The following is an 18,055-nucleotide window of genomic DNA, read 5'->3' on the forward strand; positions in this document are numbered from 1 at the left end:
AGCGCAGGACGTGGCGGAGCGCCGCAGACCGTGCTACAGCACGGCAAGGCGCTTCAACGCAGTCATGCGCTTGAAGGCAAAGCCGTATCAGGCCGAAGCGGTGGCCAGCGGCCGGTGCGGCGTCCGCTGGTTGACCACCCACTGCGGTGCCAGCGAGCCGGCCACCATGCCGAACGCCGACGACAGCACGCCGGCCAGTTGCCCCGGGAACACCTCGCCCCAGGGCATGACCATGAACAGCAGCCAGACGCCGATGCCCAGCACCACGGCCAGCACCGCGCCCTGCGTGCTGGCCCGGTTCCAGTACAGGCCCGCCACCAGCGGTACGAAGGCGCCCACCAGCGGCACCTGGTAGGCGCCGGAGACCATTTCGTAGATCGACGTGCCCTGCATGCGGATGGCGTAGCCCAGCACGGCGGCGCTGAAGAGCAGCACCGTGATCCGCATGGTCAGCAGGTTCTCGCGGTCGGTGCCGGCGGGCCGGAACTGGCGCCAGATGTTCTCGGTGAAGGTCACGCTCGGGGCCAGCAGGGTCGCCGAGGCGGTCGACTTGATGGCCGACAGCAGCGCGCCGAAGAACAGCACCTGCATCACGAAGGGCATCTTCTCGAGCACCAGCGTTGGCAGCACCTTCTGCGGATCTTCCTTCAGCAGCGTCGCGGTCTGCTCCGGCATGATCAGCAGCGCGCTGGCCACCAGGAACATGGGCACGAAAGCAAACAGGATGTACGCCACGCCGCCGATCACCGGGCCGCGCGTGGCCGACTTGACGCTGTTGGCCGACATCACGCGCTGGAACACGTCCTGCTGCGGGATCGAACCCAGCATCATCGTGATGGCCGCGGCCATGAAGAAGACGATGTCGTGGAAGCTCGGCTCGGGCCAGAACTTGAACAGGTCCTTGCTGACGGCCAGCTCGATCACCTTGTCGGCGCCACCAGCCATGTTGCCCGCAAACACGGCAATCACCGCGAGCCCCACCACGAGGATGATCATCTGGATGAAATCGGTCACCGCCACCGACCACATGCCGCCGAACAGCGTATAGGCCAGGATCGAAACCACGCCGATGGTCATACCCAGCGGGATGCTGATGACACCAGCCGACAACAGGTTGAACACCAGCCCCAGCGCAGTAACCTGCGCCGACACCCAGCCCAGGTAGCTCAGCATGATGATCAGCGAGCACGCCACTTCGATCGCGCGGCCATAGCGCTCGCGGTAGTAGTCGCTGATGGTCAGCAATGTCATGCGGTACAGCTTGCCGGCGAAGAACAGGCCGACCAGGATCAGGCAAGTGCCCGCGCCGAACGGGTCTTCCACCACGCCGTTGAGCCCGCCCCCGATGAACTTGGCCGGGATGCCCAGCACCGTTTCCGACCCGAACCAGGTCGCGAAGGTGGTGGTCACGATCATGTAGAGCGGCAGGTGCCGCCCGGCGATGGCGAAGTCGGTGGTGTTCTTGACGTGGCGGGCTGCGATCAGCCCGATCGCGATGGTGATCAGCAGATAGACGATGACCAGGGTCAGCAACACGGCGGCTCTCCTGAAAGCGATGAGGGTTGCGAAAAACTAGAAAAGGCGAATGCGCAGGATGAACTGGAAAGCAAGCAGACCCAATACAAAACCTATGCCACCGTAGATGATGGCCTGCAGCAGCTTGTTGGTGCGTTTCTGAGCAGCCAGCAATTCGAGCAGTTCCCGCCGGTGGTCGGCGGGGCGATTCTCCAGGAAATCATGCAGCAGGCGCGGCAGTTGCGGCAGCAGCTTGGCGTAGCGCGGCGCCTCGGCGCGCAACTGCGCAAAGAGCCGCTTGGGCCCGATCTGGTCGACCATCCACTTCTCGAGGAAGGGCTTGGCCGTGGCCCAGAGGTCCAGCTCTGGGTCGAGTTGGCGACCGAGGCCCTCGATATTGAGAAGAGTCTTCTGCAGCAGCACCAGTTGCGGCTGGATCTCCACCTGGAAGCGGCGCGAAGTCTGGAACAGGCGCAGCAACACCATACCCAGCGAGATTTCCTTCAGCGGACGGTCGAAGTAGGGCTCGCACACCGTGCGGATGGCGGCTTCCAGTTCGTCGACGCGTGTCGTCACGGGCACCCAGCCGCTTTCCACATGCAACTCGGCGACGCGCTTGTAGTCGCGCCGGAAGAAGGCCGCGAAGTTCTGCGCGAGGTATTCCTTGTCGACCTCGGTGAGCGTGCCGATGATGCCGAAGTCCAGCGAGATGTAGCGTCCGAAGGTCGCTGCATCCAGGCTCACCTGGATGTTGCCGGGGTGCATGTCGGCATGGAAGAAGCCGTCGCGGAACACCTGCGTGAAGAAGATCGTGACGCCGTCGCGCGCGAGCTTTGGCACGTCCACGCCGCCGGCGCGCAGGCGTTCGATCTGCGCGATCGGCACGCCCCGCATGCGCTCCATCACCATCACGTCCGGATGGCAGAAGTCCCAGAAGATCTCGGGGATGAGCACCAGGTCCAGCTCGGCCATGTTGCGGCGCAGTTGGGCGGCATTGGCTGCTTCGCGCACCAGGTCGAGCTCGTCGTGCAGGTACTTGTCGAACTCCGCGACGACCTCGCGTGGCTTCAGGCGCTTGCCGTCCGGCGACAGCTTCTCGACCCAGCCGGCCATCATGGCCATCAGCGCCAGGTCCTTCTCGATCACACCGCGCATGTTGGGCCGCAGCACCTTCACCGCCACGTCGCGCAACTCACCCGCACGCGTGCGCAGAATGGCGAAGTGCACTTGGGCAATGGAGGCGCTGGCGACCGGCTCTTCCTCGAACTGCACGAACACCTCGCCGACCGGTCGGCGGAAGGCGCGCTCGATGGTCGCGATAGCCACGCTGGAGGGGAACGGCGGCACCTGGTCCTGCAGGCGCGCGAGTTCGTCGGCGATGTCGGGTGGCAGCAGGTCGCGCCGGGTGGACAGCACCTGGCCGAACTTCACGAAGATGGGGCCCAGGCCCTCCAGTGCCTCGCGCAGGCGCTGCCCGCGTGGCGCCTCAAGGTTCCTGCCCACCGCCAGCAGGCGCGCGACGCGGACGAGCCAGGGCTTGTCGAAGCTGGTCAGTACCAGTTCATCCAGGCCGTAGCGAAGCGCGACCCAGACGATGTAGATGCCGCGATAAAAACGCCTCATTCGCGGCCCGCCGATGACGCGGCGCGACCGGCGCGGTCACCGACGAACTGGCGCAATGCGCCCACCACGCGACGTGCGCCATTGCCGATGGCATGGGCTGGCACGTCGCCGATCAGGCGAGCCAGGTCATCCTCGACGTCCCAGCGCACGTGGTCGACCAGCCAGTTGACCTCCGCCGCCAACTGCACGTCGCCGACGATCTGCACCTCCGGCTTGTCGCCGCGCAAGCCGCTGCGCACGATGTCGAGCGGGGAATCCTGCATGACGGTCAGCGTGAGGTCGGCCGTCGCGCCTTCGGGGGCCAGGTCGAGCAGGCCGGCCGGCGTGGCGACCAGTTGCATGGTGATGAAGCGCCACTGGAAGCGCACCACGTTGCCCTGCTGGCGGATCAGCCGCTGCTGGGCTTCCGGCTCCTGCTGCAGCACGTGGTTGAGGAAGAGCACTGCCCGGTGCTGGATTTCGTGAACCACCCACGGCGGCGGCTGCAGACGCTCGCCAACGCGGTTGAACAGGTCGCCGAGAAAGGCAAATGGGGACGATGGTGTGGCCATGTCCCCATTATCGGTTGAGCCGGCGTGTTAGCCGGCGATTGGTCGGATGCCGGCGTTCAAGCCGGCGATTGATTGGTTCTGCCGGCGCCGAAGCCGGCAGGTGGGCGCTTATTGCAGCGCTTGCACGCCAGCCACCAGCCAGCCGCCCTGGCCGCTCGTGGGCTTGCTCATGTTCCACACTTCGCGGAACGGGCTCGGACCGGCGGAAGCGTCCTCGCGGATCATCCCCGAGAACTCGACGCTGGCGAGGTACACGTCCGGCATTTCTTCGATGCCGAGGAGCTTGGCGTCGAGCATGACGACTTCGGTCTTGTTCGGCTGGCCGCCCGTGTGGGTTTCGCGCTCGGCCAGTTGCATGCGAATTTCGCCGAGCATGGTGTCCGTCATCATCGAGCGCAGCATGCCGAGGTCATTCCGATCCCAGGCGTCCTGCAGCGTCACGAAATTGCGCTTGGCCGCGACAAGGAATCCTTCGGTGTCGAAGCCGTCCGGGATGCCCCAGTTCTGCGAGCCAGCGAGCGCCGACCCGATCATGCTGCCGCCCGCCGCACCCGCCGCGCCGGCCATCGAGGAGCCATGCGTCGGCGTGGCGTCGAACGTCGCGCCCTGCGGCTGTTCCCACGGACGTGCCGAGGCATCGTTGCCGACATTCGCAGGCTTGTACTGCACCGGCGCGCCGACATTGCCGGGACCGCCTGCCCCTTCGAAGGCCAAGCCACCTGAACGCGCAGCCCCGGATCGCGAACGTGCCGCGAAGATGCGCCACACGACGACTGCCGCCAGAATCAGCAGGCCAATCAGCAGGATGTTGCCGAAGGCGGCGCCCAGACCCAATGAACTTGCCAGCCATGCAAGGCCAAGGCCGGCAGCCAAGCCACCCAACATGCCCATCCAGGGACGCTTGGGCGCCGCGGCGGGTGGCGTCGCTGCAGGCGTTGCCGGCTTCGCCGCGGAGGCGTTGTTGGTCACGTTCTGCGCTGGCGCAGCCGGTGCCGCAGCCTCGCGTTGCGTGACATTGTTGGACTGGCGACCCACCGACTTGCCACCACCCATGCGGGCTGCTTCGGCCTGCACGCTGACCAGCGCCATCGCGCAAACCAGCAAGACCGCTCCAAATCTTTTCATGACGTCTCCTCTGTAAATGCCGATCAACGGCTGATGCTTCAACACTTGATTCCAACATGCAGGGCGGCCACGCCGCCCGTCATGTTGTGATAGTCCACATGACCGAAACCGCCCTCTTTCATGAGGGACTTCAACTGCTCCTGCCCCGGATGCATGCGGATCGATTCGGCCAGGTAGCGGTAGCTTGCGTCGTCGCCCGCCACCAGCTTGCCGAGCCGCGGCAGCACATTGAACGAATACCAGTCGTAGGCCTTGGCCAGCGGCTTGGCAACCTTCGAGAATTCCAGCACCAGCAGCTTGCCGCGGGGCTTGAGCACGCGGTTCATTTCCTTGAGCGCCACGTCCTTGTGGGTCATGTTGCGCAGGCCGAAGGCGACCGTGACCACGTCGAAGTGGTTGTCGGGGAAGGGGAGCTTCTCGGCATCGCAGACCATCGTCGGCAGTGCCACGCCGGCATCGAGCAGGCGGTCACGGCCGGTGCGCAGCATGGCTTCGTTGATGTCGGTGTGCACCACCTGGCCGCTGGCGCCCACCTTCTTGGCAAACGCCAGCGCAAGGTCACCCGTGCCGCCAGCGATGTCCAGGACCTTGGAGCCTTCGCCCACGTTGGCGACCATGACCGTGTAGGCCTTCCAGGCGCGATGCAGGCCCGCCGACATGAGGTCGTTCATGACGTCATAGCGGGATGCGACCGAGTCGAACACGCCGCGAACGCGCGTAGCCTTGTCTTTCTCTTCGACCGATTCAAAGCCGAAATGGGTTGTACTCATGCGCCCGATGTTAGGGCGTAAGTGCCCATATCAAGCCAACGACCCGCCCAGCCGGCGGGAATTAGCTCTGGCGATGACCCTGAAGTCTCAATGTGAAGCGCATCCGTGGCCGCCCTTTTCGACCATCGGGGCGTCGCGGTCGACGCCGGCCGCCTTCAAGCGCGCTTCGTAGTCGGCCCACAACTGCGACTGTTTCGAGCCCAGTTCATAGAGCAGGTCCCACGAGTAGATGCCGGTGTCGTGACCATCGCTGAAGACCGGCTTGACTGCGTAGTTGCCGACCGGCTCCAGTTCCACCAGGGTCACGTCGCGCTTGCCGGTCTGCAGCACTTCCTGCCCGGGACCGTGACCTTTCACCTCGGCGGATGGCGAGTTGATGCGCATCAGTTCGAAGGGGATGCGGAAGGTCGCGCCGTCGGAGAAGCCGATTTCCAGCACGCGCGACGCGCCATGCACGGTGATCGATTGCGGCGTCGGTGCGCCGGATTGCAGGCCTGCCATGGATGGGTCGTTTGTCGAAAGTGAAGGGCCTGCGCAGTATGCCGCGGTTGTCAATTCCGGCATGGAACAGGCCCATGCGCGAACACAACAAGCCTTCTTAACATTGAACAATGAATCTTCTTCACCGCTTCCGCCAACGCGCCCCGCTGGCTGCGCTTGCACTCGCGGGCGCCCTCGCCTTGCCCGCCCCGGCCCATGCCTTCTGGGGCGCACTGGCCAAGCTTGGCAGTGCCGGCAAGGCCGCGGGCACCGTCGGCAAGGGTGCGGCCGTCGGCGTTGTCGGGGCCGAGGGCGCGGCCCAGGTTGCGGCGCGCGGCGCGGGCACCACGGCGGGTCTGGCCGACGATGTGGCGCGTACCGGCGCCCGAACCGCCGGGGAATACAGCGCCGTGAATGCGGCATTGCCGCCCGAGGTCGCGGCCTACTTGAACAAGCCCGCCAGGGACCTGACCCCGCGAGACACGGCGGCGATGATGAGCGACTACCAGCGGATGGTCGAACGGGCCGGTCGCACGGGCGATTTCACAGCCCTTGAACGCGCGCCGAGCAGCTCGGGCACCGGCCGGACCCTGAACGAGAAGCCATCGACGCCCGCACCCGCCGGCGCCACCGCGGCCACCGCCGTGCCAACGTCCGGCGGAGTACCTTTCGAGGCCGTTCGTCTGCTGGCGCACGCAGCCAGCGGCGGACATCGCGAAGCGCAACGTGAACTCGACGCGATCTGCACGCCAGGCGCGCCGGCCGGAAACCGTATCACCGCGCAGGTCCGGTTCAGTGCGGAATTCCTAAAGCTCTGCGGGACACGGTCACAGCAACAGGCTCAGCGCTGAGCCGCGTCCCGCCGGAGCGGCGCGCGGCCTGTTGCCTGCGTTACACCAGCACCCGCTCGATGCCGCCGTGGTTGGCGGCGGCGACGTACTCCGGCAGCCAGTTGTCGCCCAGGATCTTGTTGGCCATCTCGACCACGATGTAGTCGGCTTCGAGCAGGCCGTTGTTCAGGTCGTTGCCGTAGCGGCTCAGGCCTTGCAGGCAGCTCGGGCAGCTGGTGAGGATCTTCACGTTGTCCTTCGCGCCGACCTTGCCGGTGTCGCGCAAGGCGGCTTCGCCCTTCTTCAGTTCTTCTTCCTTGCGGAAGCGGATCTGGGTCGAGATGTCGGGCCGCGTGACGCCCAGCGTGCCGGATTCGCCGCAGCAGCGGTCGTTCTTGAGCACGTTGTCGCCGACCAGCGCCTTCACCGTCTTCATCGGGTCCTGCAGCTTCATCGGGCTGTGGCAGGGGTCGTGGTACAGGTAGCCCGCGCCTTGGGACGCGTCCAGCATGATGCCCTTTTCGAGCAGGTACTCGTGGATGTCGATGATCCGGCAGCCCGGGAAGATCTTGTCGAACTGGTAGCCCTGCAACTGGTCGTAGCAGGTGCCACAGCTCACCACCACCGTCTTGATGTCCAGGTAGTTCAGCGTGTTGGCGACGCGGTGGAAGAGCACGCGGTTGTCGGTGATCATCTTCTCGGCCTTGTCGAATTGGCCGCTGCCGCGCTGTGGGTAGCCGCAGCAGAGGTAGCCCGGGGGCAGCACGGTTTGCACGCCGGCATGCCAGAGCATGGCTTGCGTCGCCAGGCCGACCTGCGAGAACAGGCGCTCGGAGCCGCAACCGGGGAAGTAGAAGACGGCCTCGGTCTCGGCCGTGGTCGCCTTCGGGTTGCGGATGATCGGCACGTAGTCGGCATCCTCGATGTCCAGCAGCGCGCGCGCCGTCTTCTTCGGCAGACCACCCGGCATCTTCTTGTTGATGAAGTGGATGACCTGTTCCTTGATCGGCGCGGGGCCCAGCGTGGCGGGCGGCGCGGCGGTCTGTTTCTTCGCGAGACCGCGCAGCAGGTCATTGGCCAGGCGCTGCGCCTTGAAGCCGATGTCGACCATGCCGGTTCGCATGGCCTTGATGGTCTGCGGGTTGGTCGCGTTGAGGAACAGCATCGCCGCCGCATTGCCGGGGCGGAAGGACTTCTGGCCCATCTTGCGCAGCAGGTTGCGCATGTTCATCGACACGTCGCCGAAGTCGATCTTGACCGGACACGGCGTGAGGCACTTGTGGCACACGGTGCAGTGGTCGGCCACGTCCTCGAACTCTTCCCAGTGCTTGATGCTGATGCCGCGGCGCGTCTGCTCTTCGTAGAGGAAGGCCTCGACCAGCAGCGAGGTCGCGAGGATCTTGTTGCGCGGTGAATAGAGCAGGTTGGCGCGTGGCACATGCGTCGCACACACCGGTTTGCACTTGCCGCAGCGCAGGCAGTCCTTGACGCTGTCGGCGATGGCGCCGATGTCGCTCTGCTGCATGATCAGCGACTCATGGCCCATGAGGCCGAAGCTGGGGGTATAGGCGTTGGTGAGGTCGGCGTGTAGCAAGGCGCCCTCACCCCTGCCCTCTCCCGCGAGCGGGAGAGGGAGTGAGTCACTGCCTCTCCCGCTGATGGTGGGGGACAAGTCACTCCCTCTCCCGCCTGCGGGAGAGGGTTGGGGTGAGGGGCTGCGCTGGAGCTTTCCCTTGTTGAACCGGCCCTCAGGATCGACCTTCTTCTTGTAGTCCATGAACGGCTGCAGTTCCTCATCGCTCAGGAACTCCAGCTTCGTGATCCCAATGCCGTGCTCGCCCGAAATCACCCCGTCCAACGACCTCGCCAGCGCCATGATCCGCACGACCGCCGCATGGGCGGTTTGCAGCATCTCGTAGTTGTCGCTGTTGACCGGGATGTTGGTGTGCACGTTGCCGTCGCCCGCATGCATGTGCAGCGCGACCCAGACGCGGCCCTTCAGCACGCGCTGGTGAATGGCGTTGACCTCGTCCAGGATCGGCGCGAATTCGGCGCCCGCGAAGATCTGCTGCAGCGGCGTGCGGATCTGCGTCTTCCAGCTGGCGCGCAGCGTGTGGTCCTGCAGTTGCGGGAACAGCGTGTCGACATCGCGCAGCCACTCCGCCCACAACGAACGCACCTCCTGCACCAGCGCGGTCGCCTGCGCCACGCGGTCCTCCAACAGTTCGGCCGAGGGAATGTCGTTGGCATCGTCGGTCTTGCCGAGTGGCAGGTTGCCTCGCTCGAAGAAGGCTTCCAGCGCCTCCGCAAAGGCCAGCTTGTTCTGCAGGCTCAGCTCGATGTTGATGCGCTCGATGCCGTCGGTGTACTCGGCCATGCGCGGCAGCGGGATCACCACGTCTTCGTTGATCTTGAAGGCGTTGGTGTGGCGGCTGATGGCGGCGGTGCGCTTGCGGTCGAGCCAGAACTTCTTGCGCGCCTCCGGGCTGATCGCGATGAAGCCTTCGCCGCTGCGCGAATTGGCGATGCGCACCACTTCCGAGGTGACGCGCGCCACGTCGTCGGCGTTGTCGCCAGCGATGTCGCCGAACAGCACCATCTTCGGCAGGCCGCCACCGTGCTTCTTCGACTTGGTGGCGTAACCGACCGCCTTCAGGTAGCGGTCGTCCAAATGCTCCAGGCCGGCCAGCAGCACGCCCGAGCGCTTCTGCTCGGCGAACATGAAGTCCTTGATCTCGACGATGCTCGGCACCGCGTCCTTGGCATTGCCGAAGAACTCCAGGCACACGGTGCGCGTGTGCGCCGGCATGCGGTGCACGACCCAGCGGCAGCTCGTGATGAGGCCGTCGCAGCCCTCCTTCTGGATGCCCGGCAGGCCAGAGAGGAACTTGTCCGTCACGTCCTTGCCGAGGCCTTCCTTGCGGAAGGTCTTGCCGGCGATTTCCAGGCGCTCGGTGCGCAGCTTCGTCTTGCCGTCGGCGGCGAAGTACTGCAGTTCGAAGACAGCGCTTTCGGCGTCGTGGATCTTGCCGAGGTTGTGGCCAATGCGCGTGACTTCGAGCCATTCGGCCTGCGGCGTGACCATGCGCCAGGAGGCAAGGTTGTCGAGCGCAGTGCCCCACAGCACGGCCTTCTTGCCGCCGGCGTTCATGGCGACATTGCCGCCGACGCAAGAGGCTTCCGCCGAGGTCGGGTCGACCGCGAAGACGAAGCCTGCACGCTCGGCTGCATCGGCGACGCGCTGGGTGACGACGCCGGCCTCGGACCAGATCGTCGGCACGGGCTGATCGAGACCCGGCAGCGAGACCATCTCGACCTCGGTCATGGCCTCGAGCTTTTCGGTGTTGATGACCGCGCTGTTCCAGGTCAGCGGGATCGCGCCGCCGGTGTAGCCGGTGCCGCCGCCGCGCGGGATGATGGTCAGGCCCAGCTCGATGCAGCCCTTGACCAGCAAGGCCATCTCGGCCTCGGTGTCGGGGCACAGCACGACGAAGGGGTATTCCACGCGCCAGTCGGTGGCATCGGTGACGTGGGACACGCGCGACAGCCCGTCGAACTTGATGTTGTCCTTGGCTGTGAGCCGGCGGAAGGCGCGCGTGGCCTTGCGGCGCAGCGCGGCGACGTCGCGGAACATGAGGTCGAAAGTGGCAATGGCCTGCGAGACAAGGCCGGCCAGTTCGCCGACCAACGCATCGCGCTGCGCATCGACATCGGGCGTGCGGCGCTTGCCGACTTCGGTGAGCCGATGGTTCAGCGCGTCGACCAGCTGACCGCGCCGGCGCGGATTGTCGAGCAGGTCGTCGACGAGGTAAGGATTGCGCTGCACGACCCAGATGTCGCCCAGCACTTCATAGAGCATGCGGGCCGAGCGACCGGTGCGGCGCTCGCTGCGGAGGACTTGCAGCAATTCCCAGCCGCGCGCGCCGAGCAGGCGGATCACGATTTCGCGGTCGGAAAAACTGGTGTAGTTGTACGGGATCTCGCGGAGTCGCACGGGCTCTTCGGCCTGCGACAACAACGCGGTCAACGCGGTCGGAGCATTCATCGGGGAGGTGCCTCGGTCGGGCGCAGCGCGCCCACCAACCAGGGGGCCGATGATTTTAGGTCAGGGGGCTTGGGCTTTGCGGCTGGGGTGGTTTAAGGTGCTTTTCTCCGCTGCGGAGAGCGCCCGGTACGCGGTACGGGCCGACCGACCCTACTGCGCCGGCCCCTGCGGGGCTGCCCTGCGCTGCTCGCGTCTCGCGGGGTCTGGCTCGAACTCGCTTCGCTCAGACAATCGCCAGCCCTGATCCGCGAAACGCTGCGCTGCTCGGCGGCGCAGAAGGGATCGCCCGACCCGCACCGCGTACCGGGCTTGGGGGTGGGTGGTCGCCCTCGCCCCCTGTGGGAGGGTGGCTGCCCTCACCCCGGCCCTCTCCCAGAGGGAGAGGGAGGAAGACCAAGAGCCTGCTTGCTGCAGCGGATGTTTGGAGGAGTCCAACAGGTCGTCTGCTGCGGTGGACGGTTGAAGAAGACCGACAGCCTGACTGCCGCGGTGATGTTTGGAGGACGACCCACAGCCGTCTCCGGCGACGAATGGCGTTGGCACGACGACCACTCGCGTGTCCACGGCGGCGGGCGGTATGCGGTGCGGGTTGGTCGATCCCTTCTGCGCAGCCGAAGCGCGCAGCGTTTGGCGGATCAGGGCCACATGCTGTTTGAGCGAAGCGAGTTCATGTGGACCCCGCCGAACGCGAGCACTGCAGGGGAGTCGCGAAGCGACCTGCGCAGTAGGGTCGGCCGGCCCGTACCGCATGCCGACCGCCGGCGCACCTCAGACCCCAAAACGCTTAGAACAGCACGCGACTCCGAATCGTCCCCGGAACCTGCGCGAGCTTCTCCAACGCCAGATCCGACGACTCCGCATCGATGTCGATCACCACATACCCCACCTTCTCGTTCGTCTGCAGATACTGCGAGGAAATGTTGATCTGGTTGTCCGCAAACACCTGGTTGATCGCCGACAGCACGCCCGGCACGTTCGCATGGATGTGCAGCAGCCGATGCTTGCCCGGATGCGCCGGCAGCGCGACTTCGGGGAAGTTGACGGAAGACGTCGAGGTCCCGTTGTCGCTGTACTTCACCAGCTTCTCGGCCACTTCCAGCCCGATGTTGGCCTGCGCCTCCGCCGTCGAGCCGCCGACGTGCGGCGTCAGGATCACGTTGTCCAGCCCGCGCAACGGCGACTGGAACTCCTCGTTGTTGCTGCCCGGCTCGACCGGGAACACGTCGATCGCCGCGCCGCGCAGCTTCTTCGCCTTGATCGCCTCGGCCAGCGCCTCGATCACCACCACCGAGCCGCGCGCCGCGTTGATCAGCACGCTGGCCGGCTTCATCGCGGCGATCTCCGCCGCGCCGATCATCCACTTCGTCGACGGCAGCTCCGGCACATGCAACGTCACCACGTCGCTCTGGCCCAGCAGCTCATGCAGATCGGCGACCTGGCGCGCGTTGCCCAGCGGCAGCTTGCTCACCACGTCGTAGAACGCCACCTGCATGCCCAGCGCCTCGGCCAGCACCGACAACTGCGTGCCGATCGAGCCATAGCCCACGATGCCCAGCGTCTTGCCGCGAATCTCGTTCGAATTGGCAGCCGACTTGAGCCAGCCGCCGCGATGCGAGATCGCGTTCTTCTCGGGGATGCCGCGCATCAGCAGGATCGCCTCGGCCAGCACCAGTTCGGCCACCGAGCGAGTATTCGAATACGGCGCGTTGAACACCGCCACACCCCGTTCCCGCGCCGCGTTCAGATCCACCTGATTGGTGCCGATGCAGAAGCACCCGACCGCCACCAGCTTCGACGCACTCGCCAGCACGTCGGCCGTCAGTTGGCTCTGCGAGCGGATGCCCAGGAAATGCACGTCTGCGAGCTTGGCCTTGAGCTCCTCGCCCTGCAATGCCTTGGGCAGCGTCTCGATCTGCGAATACCCCGCGCCGCGAATCACATCGAGCGCCGACGGATGCACGCCTTCGAGCAACAGGAACTTGATCTTGCTTTTGTCCAGGGAGGTCTTGTTCATGCACCAAAGGCTAGCATGGTGCGCTGCAACATTCACCTTGTGCGGCCATGCGCAAGACTGTCCCGAAGGGTTTCCCCGCTTGGAACGGCCGCGTTGCCCATGCGACAAACGCGCCTCGGCACTGTCATGCAGTTGCCCTAACATCCGCGCCTTTCCCCATCCCGCTCAGGAGTTTTTCATGCGATTCAAGACGCTCGCCGTCGCCTCGTTGCTGGCCGCCACCGTGGCCGGCACGGCCCAGGCCCAGACCGAGATCCAGTGGTGGCACTCGATGACCGCCGTCAACAACGAGTGGGTGAACGACCTGGCCAAGCAGTTCAACGAGAGCCAGAAGGAATACAAGATCATCCCGACCTTCAAGGGCACCTACGACGAGTCCATGACCGCGTCCATCGCCGCCTTCCGCGCCGGCAGTGCACCACACATCCTGCAGGTGTTCGAAGTGGGCACCGCGACGATGATGGCCAGCAAGGGCGCGATCGTGCCGGTCGGCCAGGTCATGAAGGACGCGGGCGAGAAGTTCGACCCCAACGCCTATATCTCCGCCGTGGCCGGGTACTACACCGCGCCCAATGGGCAGATGCTGAGCTTCCCGTTCAACAGCTCGACCACCATCTTCTATTTCAACAAGGACGCCTTCAAGGCCGCCGGCCTGCCGACCGACAAGGCGCCGACGACCTGGCCCGAGGTGGTCAACGCCGCCGCCAAGCTCAAGGCTGCCGGCCACAAGTGCCCGTTCACGACCGCCTGGCAGGGCTGGACGCAGCTGGAGAGCTTCTCGGCCTGGCACAACGTGGAGTACGCCACCAAGAGCAACGGTTTGGCAGGCCTCGACGCCCGGCTGAAGGTCAACTCGCCGCTGCATCTTCGCCACATCGAGAACCTGGCCAACATGGCCAAGCAGGGCCTGTTCGTCTACAAGGGCCGCGGCAACGTGCCTGAAGCGTCCTTCGTGTCGGGCGAGTGCGCCATGATCAACACGTCCTCCGGCTTCTACGGCAACGTCGCCAAGAACGCGAAGTTCGCCTACGGCCTCGCGCCCCTGCCCTACTACCAGGACGTGCCCGGCGCACCGCAGAACACCGTGATCGGCGGCGCCAGCCTCTGGGTGATGTCGGGCAAGAAGCCGGCCGAGTACAAGGGCGTGGCCAAGTTCTTCAGCTTCATCTCGACGCCTGAAGTGCAGTCCGCCAGCCACAAGCGCACCGGCTACCTGCCGGTCACCACGGCCGCCTACCAACTCACCGAGAAGTCCGGCTTCTACAAGGAGAACCCGGGCACCGACGTTGCCGTGACGCAGATGATCCGCAAGGTCACCGACAAGAGCCGGGGCATCCGCCTGGGCAACTACGTGCAGATCCGCGCGATCGAGGACGAGGAACTGGAACAGGTCTGGAACGGCAAGAAGTCACCCAAGGAAGCGCTGGATGAAATCGTGAAGCGCGGCAACGAACAGCTGGAACGATTCCAGAAAGCCAACAAGGGTTGAGCCTTCCGACACGCCGGTAGACTCGCCCCGCCCGCCGACAACAGCCGGCGGGCTTTTTTTCTTCCGAGGCCCCATGGAAAAACGCGTCACATTCCCTTCCAGCTGGCTGCCCTGGGCATTGCTCGTGCCGCAGATGGCGGTCATCGTGGTGTTCTTCTTCTGGCCCGCCGGGCAGGCGATCCTGCAGTCGCTGCAGCAACAGGACGCGTTCGGCACGTCGGTCGACTTCGTCGGCCTGGACAACTTCAAGCAGTTGTTCGAGGACCCGGCCTACATTGCATCGTTCAAGACCACGGCGATCTTCTCCGCGTTGGTGGCCGGCATCGGAATCAGCTTTTCGCTGTTTCTCGCGGTGTTCGCCGACCGCATCCTGCACGGCAGCATGTTCTACAAGACCATGCTGATCCTTCCTTACGCGGTGGCGCCCGCCGTGGCGGCCGTGTTGTGGGTGTTCATGTTCTCGCCGTCGCTGGGCGTGGTGGCCTATGCGCTCGGCAAGCTCGGCTTCGAATGGAACCACCTGCTGAACTCGAACCACGCGATGACGCTGATCGTCATGGCGGCCATCTGGAAACAGATCTCCTACAACTTCCTGTTCTTCCTGGCCGGCCTGCAGTCGATCCCCAAGTCGCTGATCGAGGCTGCTGCCATCGACGGCGCGCGCCCGTGGCGCCGCTTCTGGACGGTGCAGTTCCCGCTGCTTTCGCCCACCACCTTCTTTCTGCTGGTGATGAACGTGGTGTATGCCTTCTTCGATACCTTCGCCATCGTGCACGCGGCGACCAACGGCGGGCCCGGGCAGGACACCTCCATCCTTGTCTACAAGGTCTACCACGACGGCTTCCAGGCGATGGACCTGGGCGGCTCGGCGGCGCAGTCGGTGGTGCTGATGGTGATCGTCATCGTGCTCACGATCGTCCAGTTCCGTTACGTCGAAAAGAAAGTGCAGTACTGAAATGAAGCATCGACCGGAGACCCTTCATGGTTGAAAAACGCGGCTCCAAGGGCATCCTGGCCCACGTCGTGATGGTGCTCGGCGTCTTCATCGTCGCCTTCCCGATCTACCTGGCCTTCGTGGCCTCGACGCACACGGCGCAGGACATCGTGCAGGCGCCGATGCCGCTGCTGCCCGGCAGCAACATGCTGGACAGCTACAAGTCGGCGCTGTTCGGGCGTGCGACGAGCGCTGGCTCCAATGCGCCGGTGGCCCACATGCTGTGGGTGAGCCTGGTGACGGCGCTGGTCATCTCGATCGGCAAGATCTCGATCTCGCTGCTGTCGGCTTTTGCCATCGTGTACTTCAAGTTCCCGTTTCGCAAGACCTGCTTCTGGATGATCTTCGTGACGCTGATGCTGCCGGTGGAGGTGCGCATCCTGCCGACGTACAAGGTGCTGTCGGACCTGCACATGCTCAACACCTACGCGGGTCTCACGATCCCGCTGATCGCCTCGGCCACGGCCACCTTCCTGTTCCGCCAGTTCTTCATGACCGTGCCGGACGAGTTGACCGAAGCCTCGCGCATGGACGGCGCGAGCCCGATGCGCTTCTTCTTCGACGTGCTGCTGCCGCTGTCGAAGACCTCGATCGCGGCGCTGTTCGTGATCCAGTTCATCTACGGCTGGAACCAGTACCTCTGGCCGCTGCTCGCGACCACCGGCGAGGACATGTACCCGATCGTGGTCGGCATCAAGCGTCTCATCGCGGGTGGCGATTCGCAGAACGAATGGAACGTGGTCATGGCCACCGCCATCCTCGCGATGCTCCCGCCGGCGCTGGTCGTCGTGCTGATGCAAAAGTGGTTCGTCAAGGGCCTCGTGGACACCGAGAAATAAGAGATATCAATGGCAGCCCTCTCCCTTCGCAACGTCATCAAGCGCTACGGCCACGGGCCGAAAGCCAACCAGGTCATCCACGGCGTCAGCGCCGAGATCGCCGACCACGAGTTCATCGTCATCGTCGGGCCCTCGGGCTGCGGCAAGTCCACGCTGCTGCGCATGGTGGCGGGGCTGGAGGACATCTCCAGCGGCGAGATCCGCATCGGCGACCGCGTGGTGAACGACCTCGAACCCTCGGAACGCGACATCGCGATGGTGTTCCAGAACTACGCGCTCTATCCGCACATGAGCGTGTTCGACAACATGGCCTACGGCTTGAAGATCGCCAAGGTGCCGGTGTCGGAGATCAAGACGCGCGTCGACAAGGCCGCGAAGATCCTCGAACTCGGCCACCTGCTCAAGCGCAAGCCGCGCGAGCTGTCGGGCGGCCAGCGCCAGCGCGTGGCCATGGGCCGCGCCATCGTGCGGCAGCCGCAGGTCTTCCTCTTCGACGAGCCGCTGTCCAACCTGGATGCCAAGCTGCGCGCGCAGACCCGCATCGAGATCCAGAAGCTGCATCATGACCTGGGCATCACCTCGCTGTTCGTCACGCACGACCAGGTCGAGGCAATGACGCTGGCGCAGCGCATCATCGTGATGAACGGCGGCGTGATGGACCAGTTCGCGACGCCCGAGGAGGTCTACAACCGCCCGGCCACCACCTTCGTCGCGAGCTTCATCGGCTCGCCGCCGATGAACCTGCTGCAACACGCGCCCGGCGTGCGGCCGGGCCAGATCCTGGGCATCCGCCCGGAGCACCTGTCGCTCGACGAAAGCGGCTGGACGGTGCAGGTGGAATCGGTGGAATTGCTCGGCGCCGAGCGCCTGGTCTACGGCCGCATCGGCGAGGAGCAGATCATCATGCGCACCGACGAGGCCGACCATCCGCCCGTCGCCGGCGACACCGTGAAGATCGCGGCGCGCAAGGACAAGCTGCATTGGTTCGACGCCGGGTCGGGCAAGCGTGCGTCCTGACCCCATGAATCCGTGGCCCTACCCCCGCTGGATCGCCCACCGCGGCGCCGGCAAGCTGGCGCCCGAGAACACGCTGGCCGCGTTCCGCGTCGGCGCCGCCCACGGCTATCGCATGTTCGAATGCGACGTGAAGCTCAGCGCCGACGGCGTGCCCTTCCTCATGCACGACGCGACCTTGCAGCGCACCACCAGCGGCCACGGCACCGGCGGCGACAGGTCGTGGTCCGAGCTGTCGATGCTGGACGCGGGTAGCTGGCATTCGCGCACTTTCGCCGGCGAGCCGCTCCCGACCTTCGACAACATCGCGCGCTACTGCCTGCACAACGGCCACCTGCTCAACATCGAGATCAAGCCCACGCCCGGCACTGCCGCGCACACCGGCCGAGTGGTGGCACAGCGCGCGACGGAACTCTGGGCCCAGGCAGACACGCCGCCGCTGCTGACGTCCTTCGAGCCCGACGCACTGGCCGCGGCCCGCGACGCCGCGCCGGACCTGCCACGCGGCTTGCTGCTCGACACGCTGCCCTCCGGCTGGTTCGAAGCGGCACGGCAACTCGGCTGCGTGGCCATCGTCTGCAACCACGCGCTGTGGGACGCCGACACCGTGGCGCGCGTGCACGCCGCCGGCATGCGCACCCTGAGCTACACCGTGAACGACGAGTGGGCGGCCGAGCGACTGCTCGCACTCGGCACCAACGGCATCATCACCGACCGGGTCGACCTCTTCAGCCCGATCGGGTAGTCCCACGGGAGGACGCGTGCA

Annotated in this window: 14 protein-coding genes; 6 read left to right on the forward strand and 8 right to left on the reverse strand. The window is 65.4% G+C overall.

Going from position 1 to position 18,055, the window contains the following annotated elements; all coding sequences use genetic code 11:
* Positions 1-87: 87 nt before the first annotated feature.
* The 6 genes from WKW82_RS07335 to WKW82_RS07360 form a co-directional block, all read right to left on the reverse strand.
* A complete protein-coding gene (locus WKW82_RS07335) occupies positions 88-1,536 on the reverse strand; it encodes a high affinity choline transporter 1 (RefSeq protein WP_340341614.1) in 1,449 nt (482 codons plus the stop codon).
* 36 nt (positions 1,537-1,572) lie between these two features.
* Positions 1,573-3,138, reverse strand: coding sequence for a ubiquinone biosynthesis regulatory protein kinase UbiB (gene ubiB / locus WKW82_RS07340; protein ID WP_340341615.1), 1,566 nt, complete (start codon positions 3,136-3,138; stop codon positions 1,573-1,575).
* Complete coding sequence (locus WKW82_RS07345) at positions 3,135-3,689, reverse strand: hypothetical protein (RefSeq protein ID WP_340341616.1); 555 nt, start codon at positions 3,687-3,689, stop codon at positions 3,135-3,137. The genes ubiB and WKW82_RS07345 overlap by 4 nt, the downstream gene beginning before the upstream one ends.
* A gap of 108 nt (positions 3,690-3,797) precedes the next feature.
* Positions 3,798-4,814 (reverse strand): Tim44 domain-containing protein, encoded by a 1,017-nt coding sequence (locus WKW82_RS07350; protein ID WP_340341617.1) that lies wholly within the window; start codon positions 4,812-4,814, stop codon positions 3,798-3,800.
* 38 nt (positions 4,815-4,852) lie between these two features.
* Positions 4,853-5,584 carry a bifunctional demethylmenaquinone methyltransferase/2-methoxy-6-polyprenyl-1,4-benzoquinol methylase UbiE gene (ubiE, locus tag WKW82_RS07355; protein WP_340341618.1) on the reverse strand — a complete coding sequence of 244 codons (732 nt, stop codon included), beginning with the start codon at positions 5,582-5,584 and terminating at the stop codon, positions 4,853-4,855.
* 87 nt (positions 5,585-5,671) lie between these two features.
* On the reverse strand, positions 5,672-6,085 hold the full coding sequence (locus WKW82_RS07360; protein WP_340341619.1) for a gamma-butyrobetaine hydroxylase family protein: 414 nt from the start codon (positions 6,083-6,085) through the stop codon (positions 5,672-5,674).
* Between the two features lie 110 nt (positions 6,086-6,195).
* Between WKW82_RS07360 and WKW82_RS07365 the strand changes: the two genes are divergently transcribed.
* On the forward strand, positions 6,196-6,915 hold the full coding sequence (locus WKW82_RS07365) for a hypothetical protein (protein WP_340341620.1): 720 nt from the start codon (positions 6,196-6,198) through the stop codon (positions 6,913-6,915).
* A gap of 40 nt (positions 6,916-6,955) precedes the next feature.
* Here the strand turns inward: WKW82_RS07365 and WKW82_RS07370 are convergent, their stop codons facing one another.
* Both WKW82_RS07370 and serA read right to left on the reverse strand, forming a co-directional pair.
* A complete protein-coding gene (locus WKW82_RS07370) occupies positions 6,956-10,939 on the reverse strand; it encodes a DUF3683 domain-containing protein (protein ID WP_340341621.1) in 3,984 nt (1,327 codons plus the stop codon).
* A gap of 784 nt (positions 10,940-11,723) precedes the next feature.
* Positions 11,724-12,953, reverse strand: coding sequence for a phosphoglycerate dehydrogenase (serA, locus tag WKW82_RS07375; protein ID WP_340341622.1), 1,230 nt, complete (start codon positions 12,951-12,953; stop codon positions 11,724-11,726).
* 178 nt (positions 12,954-13,131) lie between these two features.
* Between serA and ugpB the strand changes: the two genes are divergently transcribed.
* From ugpB to ugpQ, 5 genes are all read left to right on the forward strand, one after another.
* On the forward strand, positions 13,132-14,442 hold the full coding sequence (gene ugpB / locus WKW82_RS07380) for a sn-glycerol-3-phosphate ABC transporter substrate-binding protein UgpB (protein ID WP_340341623.1): 1,311 nt from the start codon (positions 13,132-13,134) through the stop codon (positions 14,440-14,442).
* A 73-nt stretch (positions 14,443-14,515) separates the two neighbouring features.
* Positions 14,516-15,397, forward strand: a complete 882-nt coding sequence (gene ugpA, locus WKW82_RS07385) for a sn-glycerol-3-phosphate ABC transporter permease UgpA (RefSeq protein ID WP_340341624.1) — start codon at positions 14,516-14,518, stop codon at positions 15,395-15,397.
* Between the two features lie 26 nt (positions 15,398-15,423).
* Positions 15,424-16,275, forward strand: coding sequence for a sn-glycerol-3-phosphate ABC transporter permease UgpE (gene ugpE / locus WKW82_RS07390; RefSeq protein WP_340341625.1), 852 nt, complete (start codon positions 15,424-15,426; stop codon positions 16,273-16,275).
* Between the two features lie 9 nt (positions 16,276-16,284).
* Complete coding sequence (gene ugpC / locus WKW82_RS07395) at positions 16,285-17,292, forward strand: sn-glycerol-3-phosphate ABC transporter ATP-binding protein UgpC (protein WP_340341626.1); 1,008 nt, start codon at positions 16,285-16,287, stop codon at positions 17,290-17,292.
* Positions 17,293-17,296: 4 nt separating this feature from the next.
* Positions 17,297-18,034, forward strand: coding sequence for a glycerophosphodiester phosphodiesterase (ugpQ, locus tag WKW82_RS07400; RefSeq protein WP_340341627.1), 738 nt, complete (start codon positions 17,297-17,299; stop codon positions 18,032-18,034).
* The last annotated feature ends 21 nt before the right edge of the window (positions 18,035-18,055 follow it).

Source organism: Variovorax rhizosphaerae (assembly GCF_037889975.1).
Classification (GTDB): domain Bacteria; phylum Pseudomonadota; class Gammaproteobacteria; order Burkholderiales; family Burkholderiaceae_C; genus Variovorax; species Variovorax rhizosphaerae.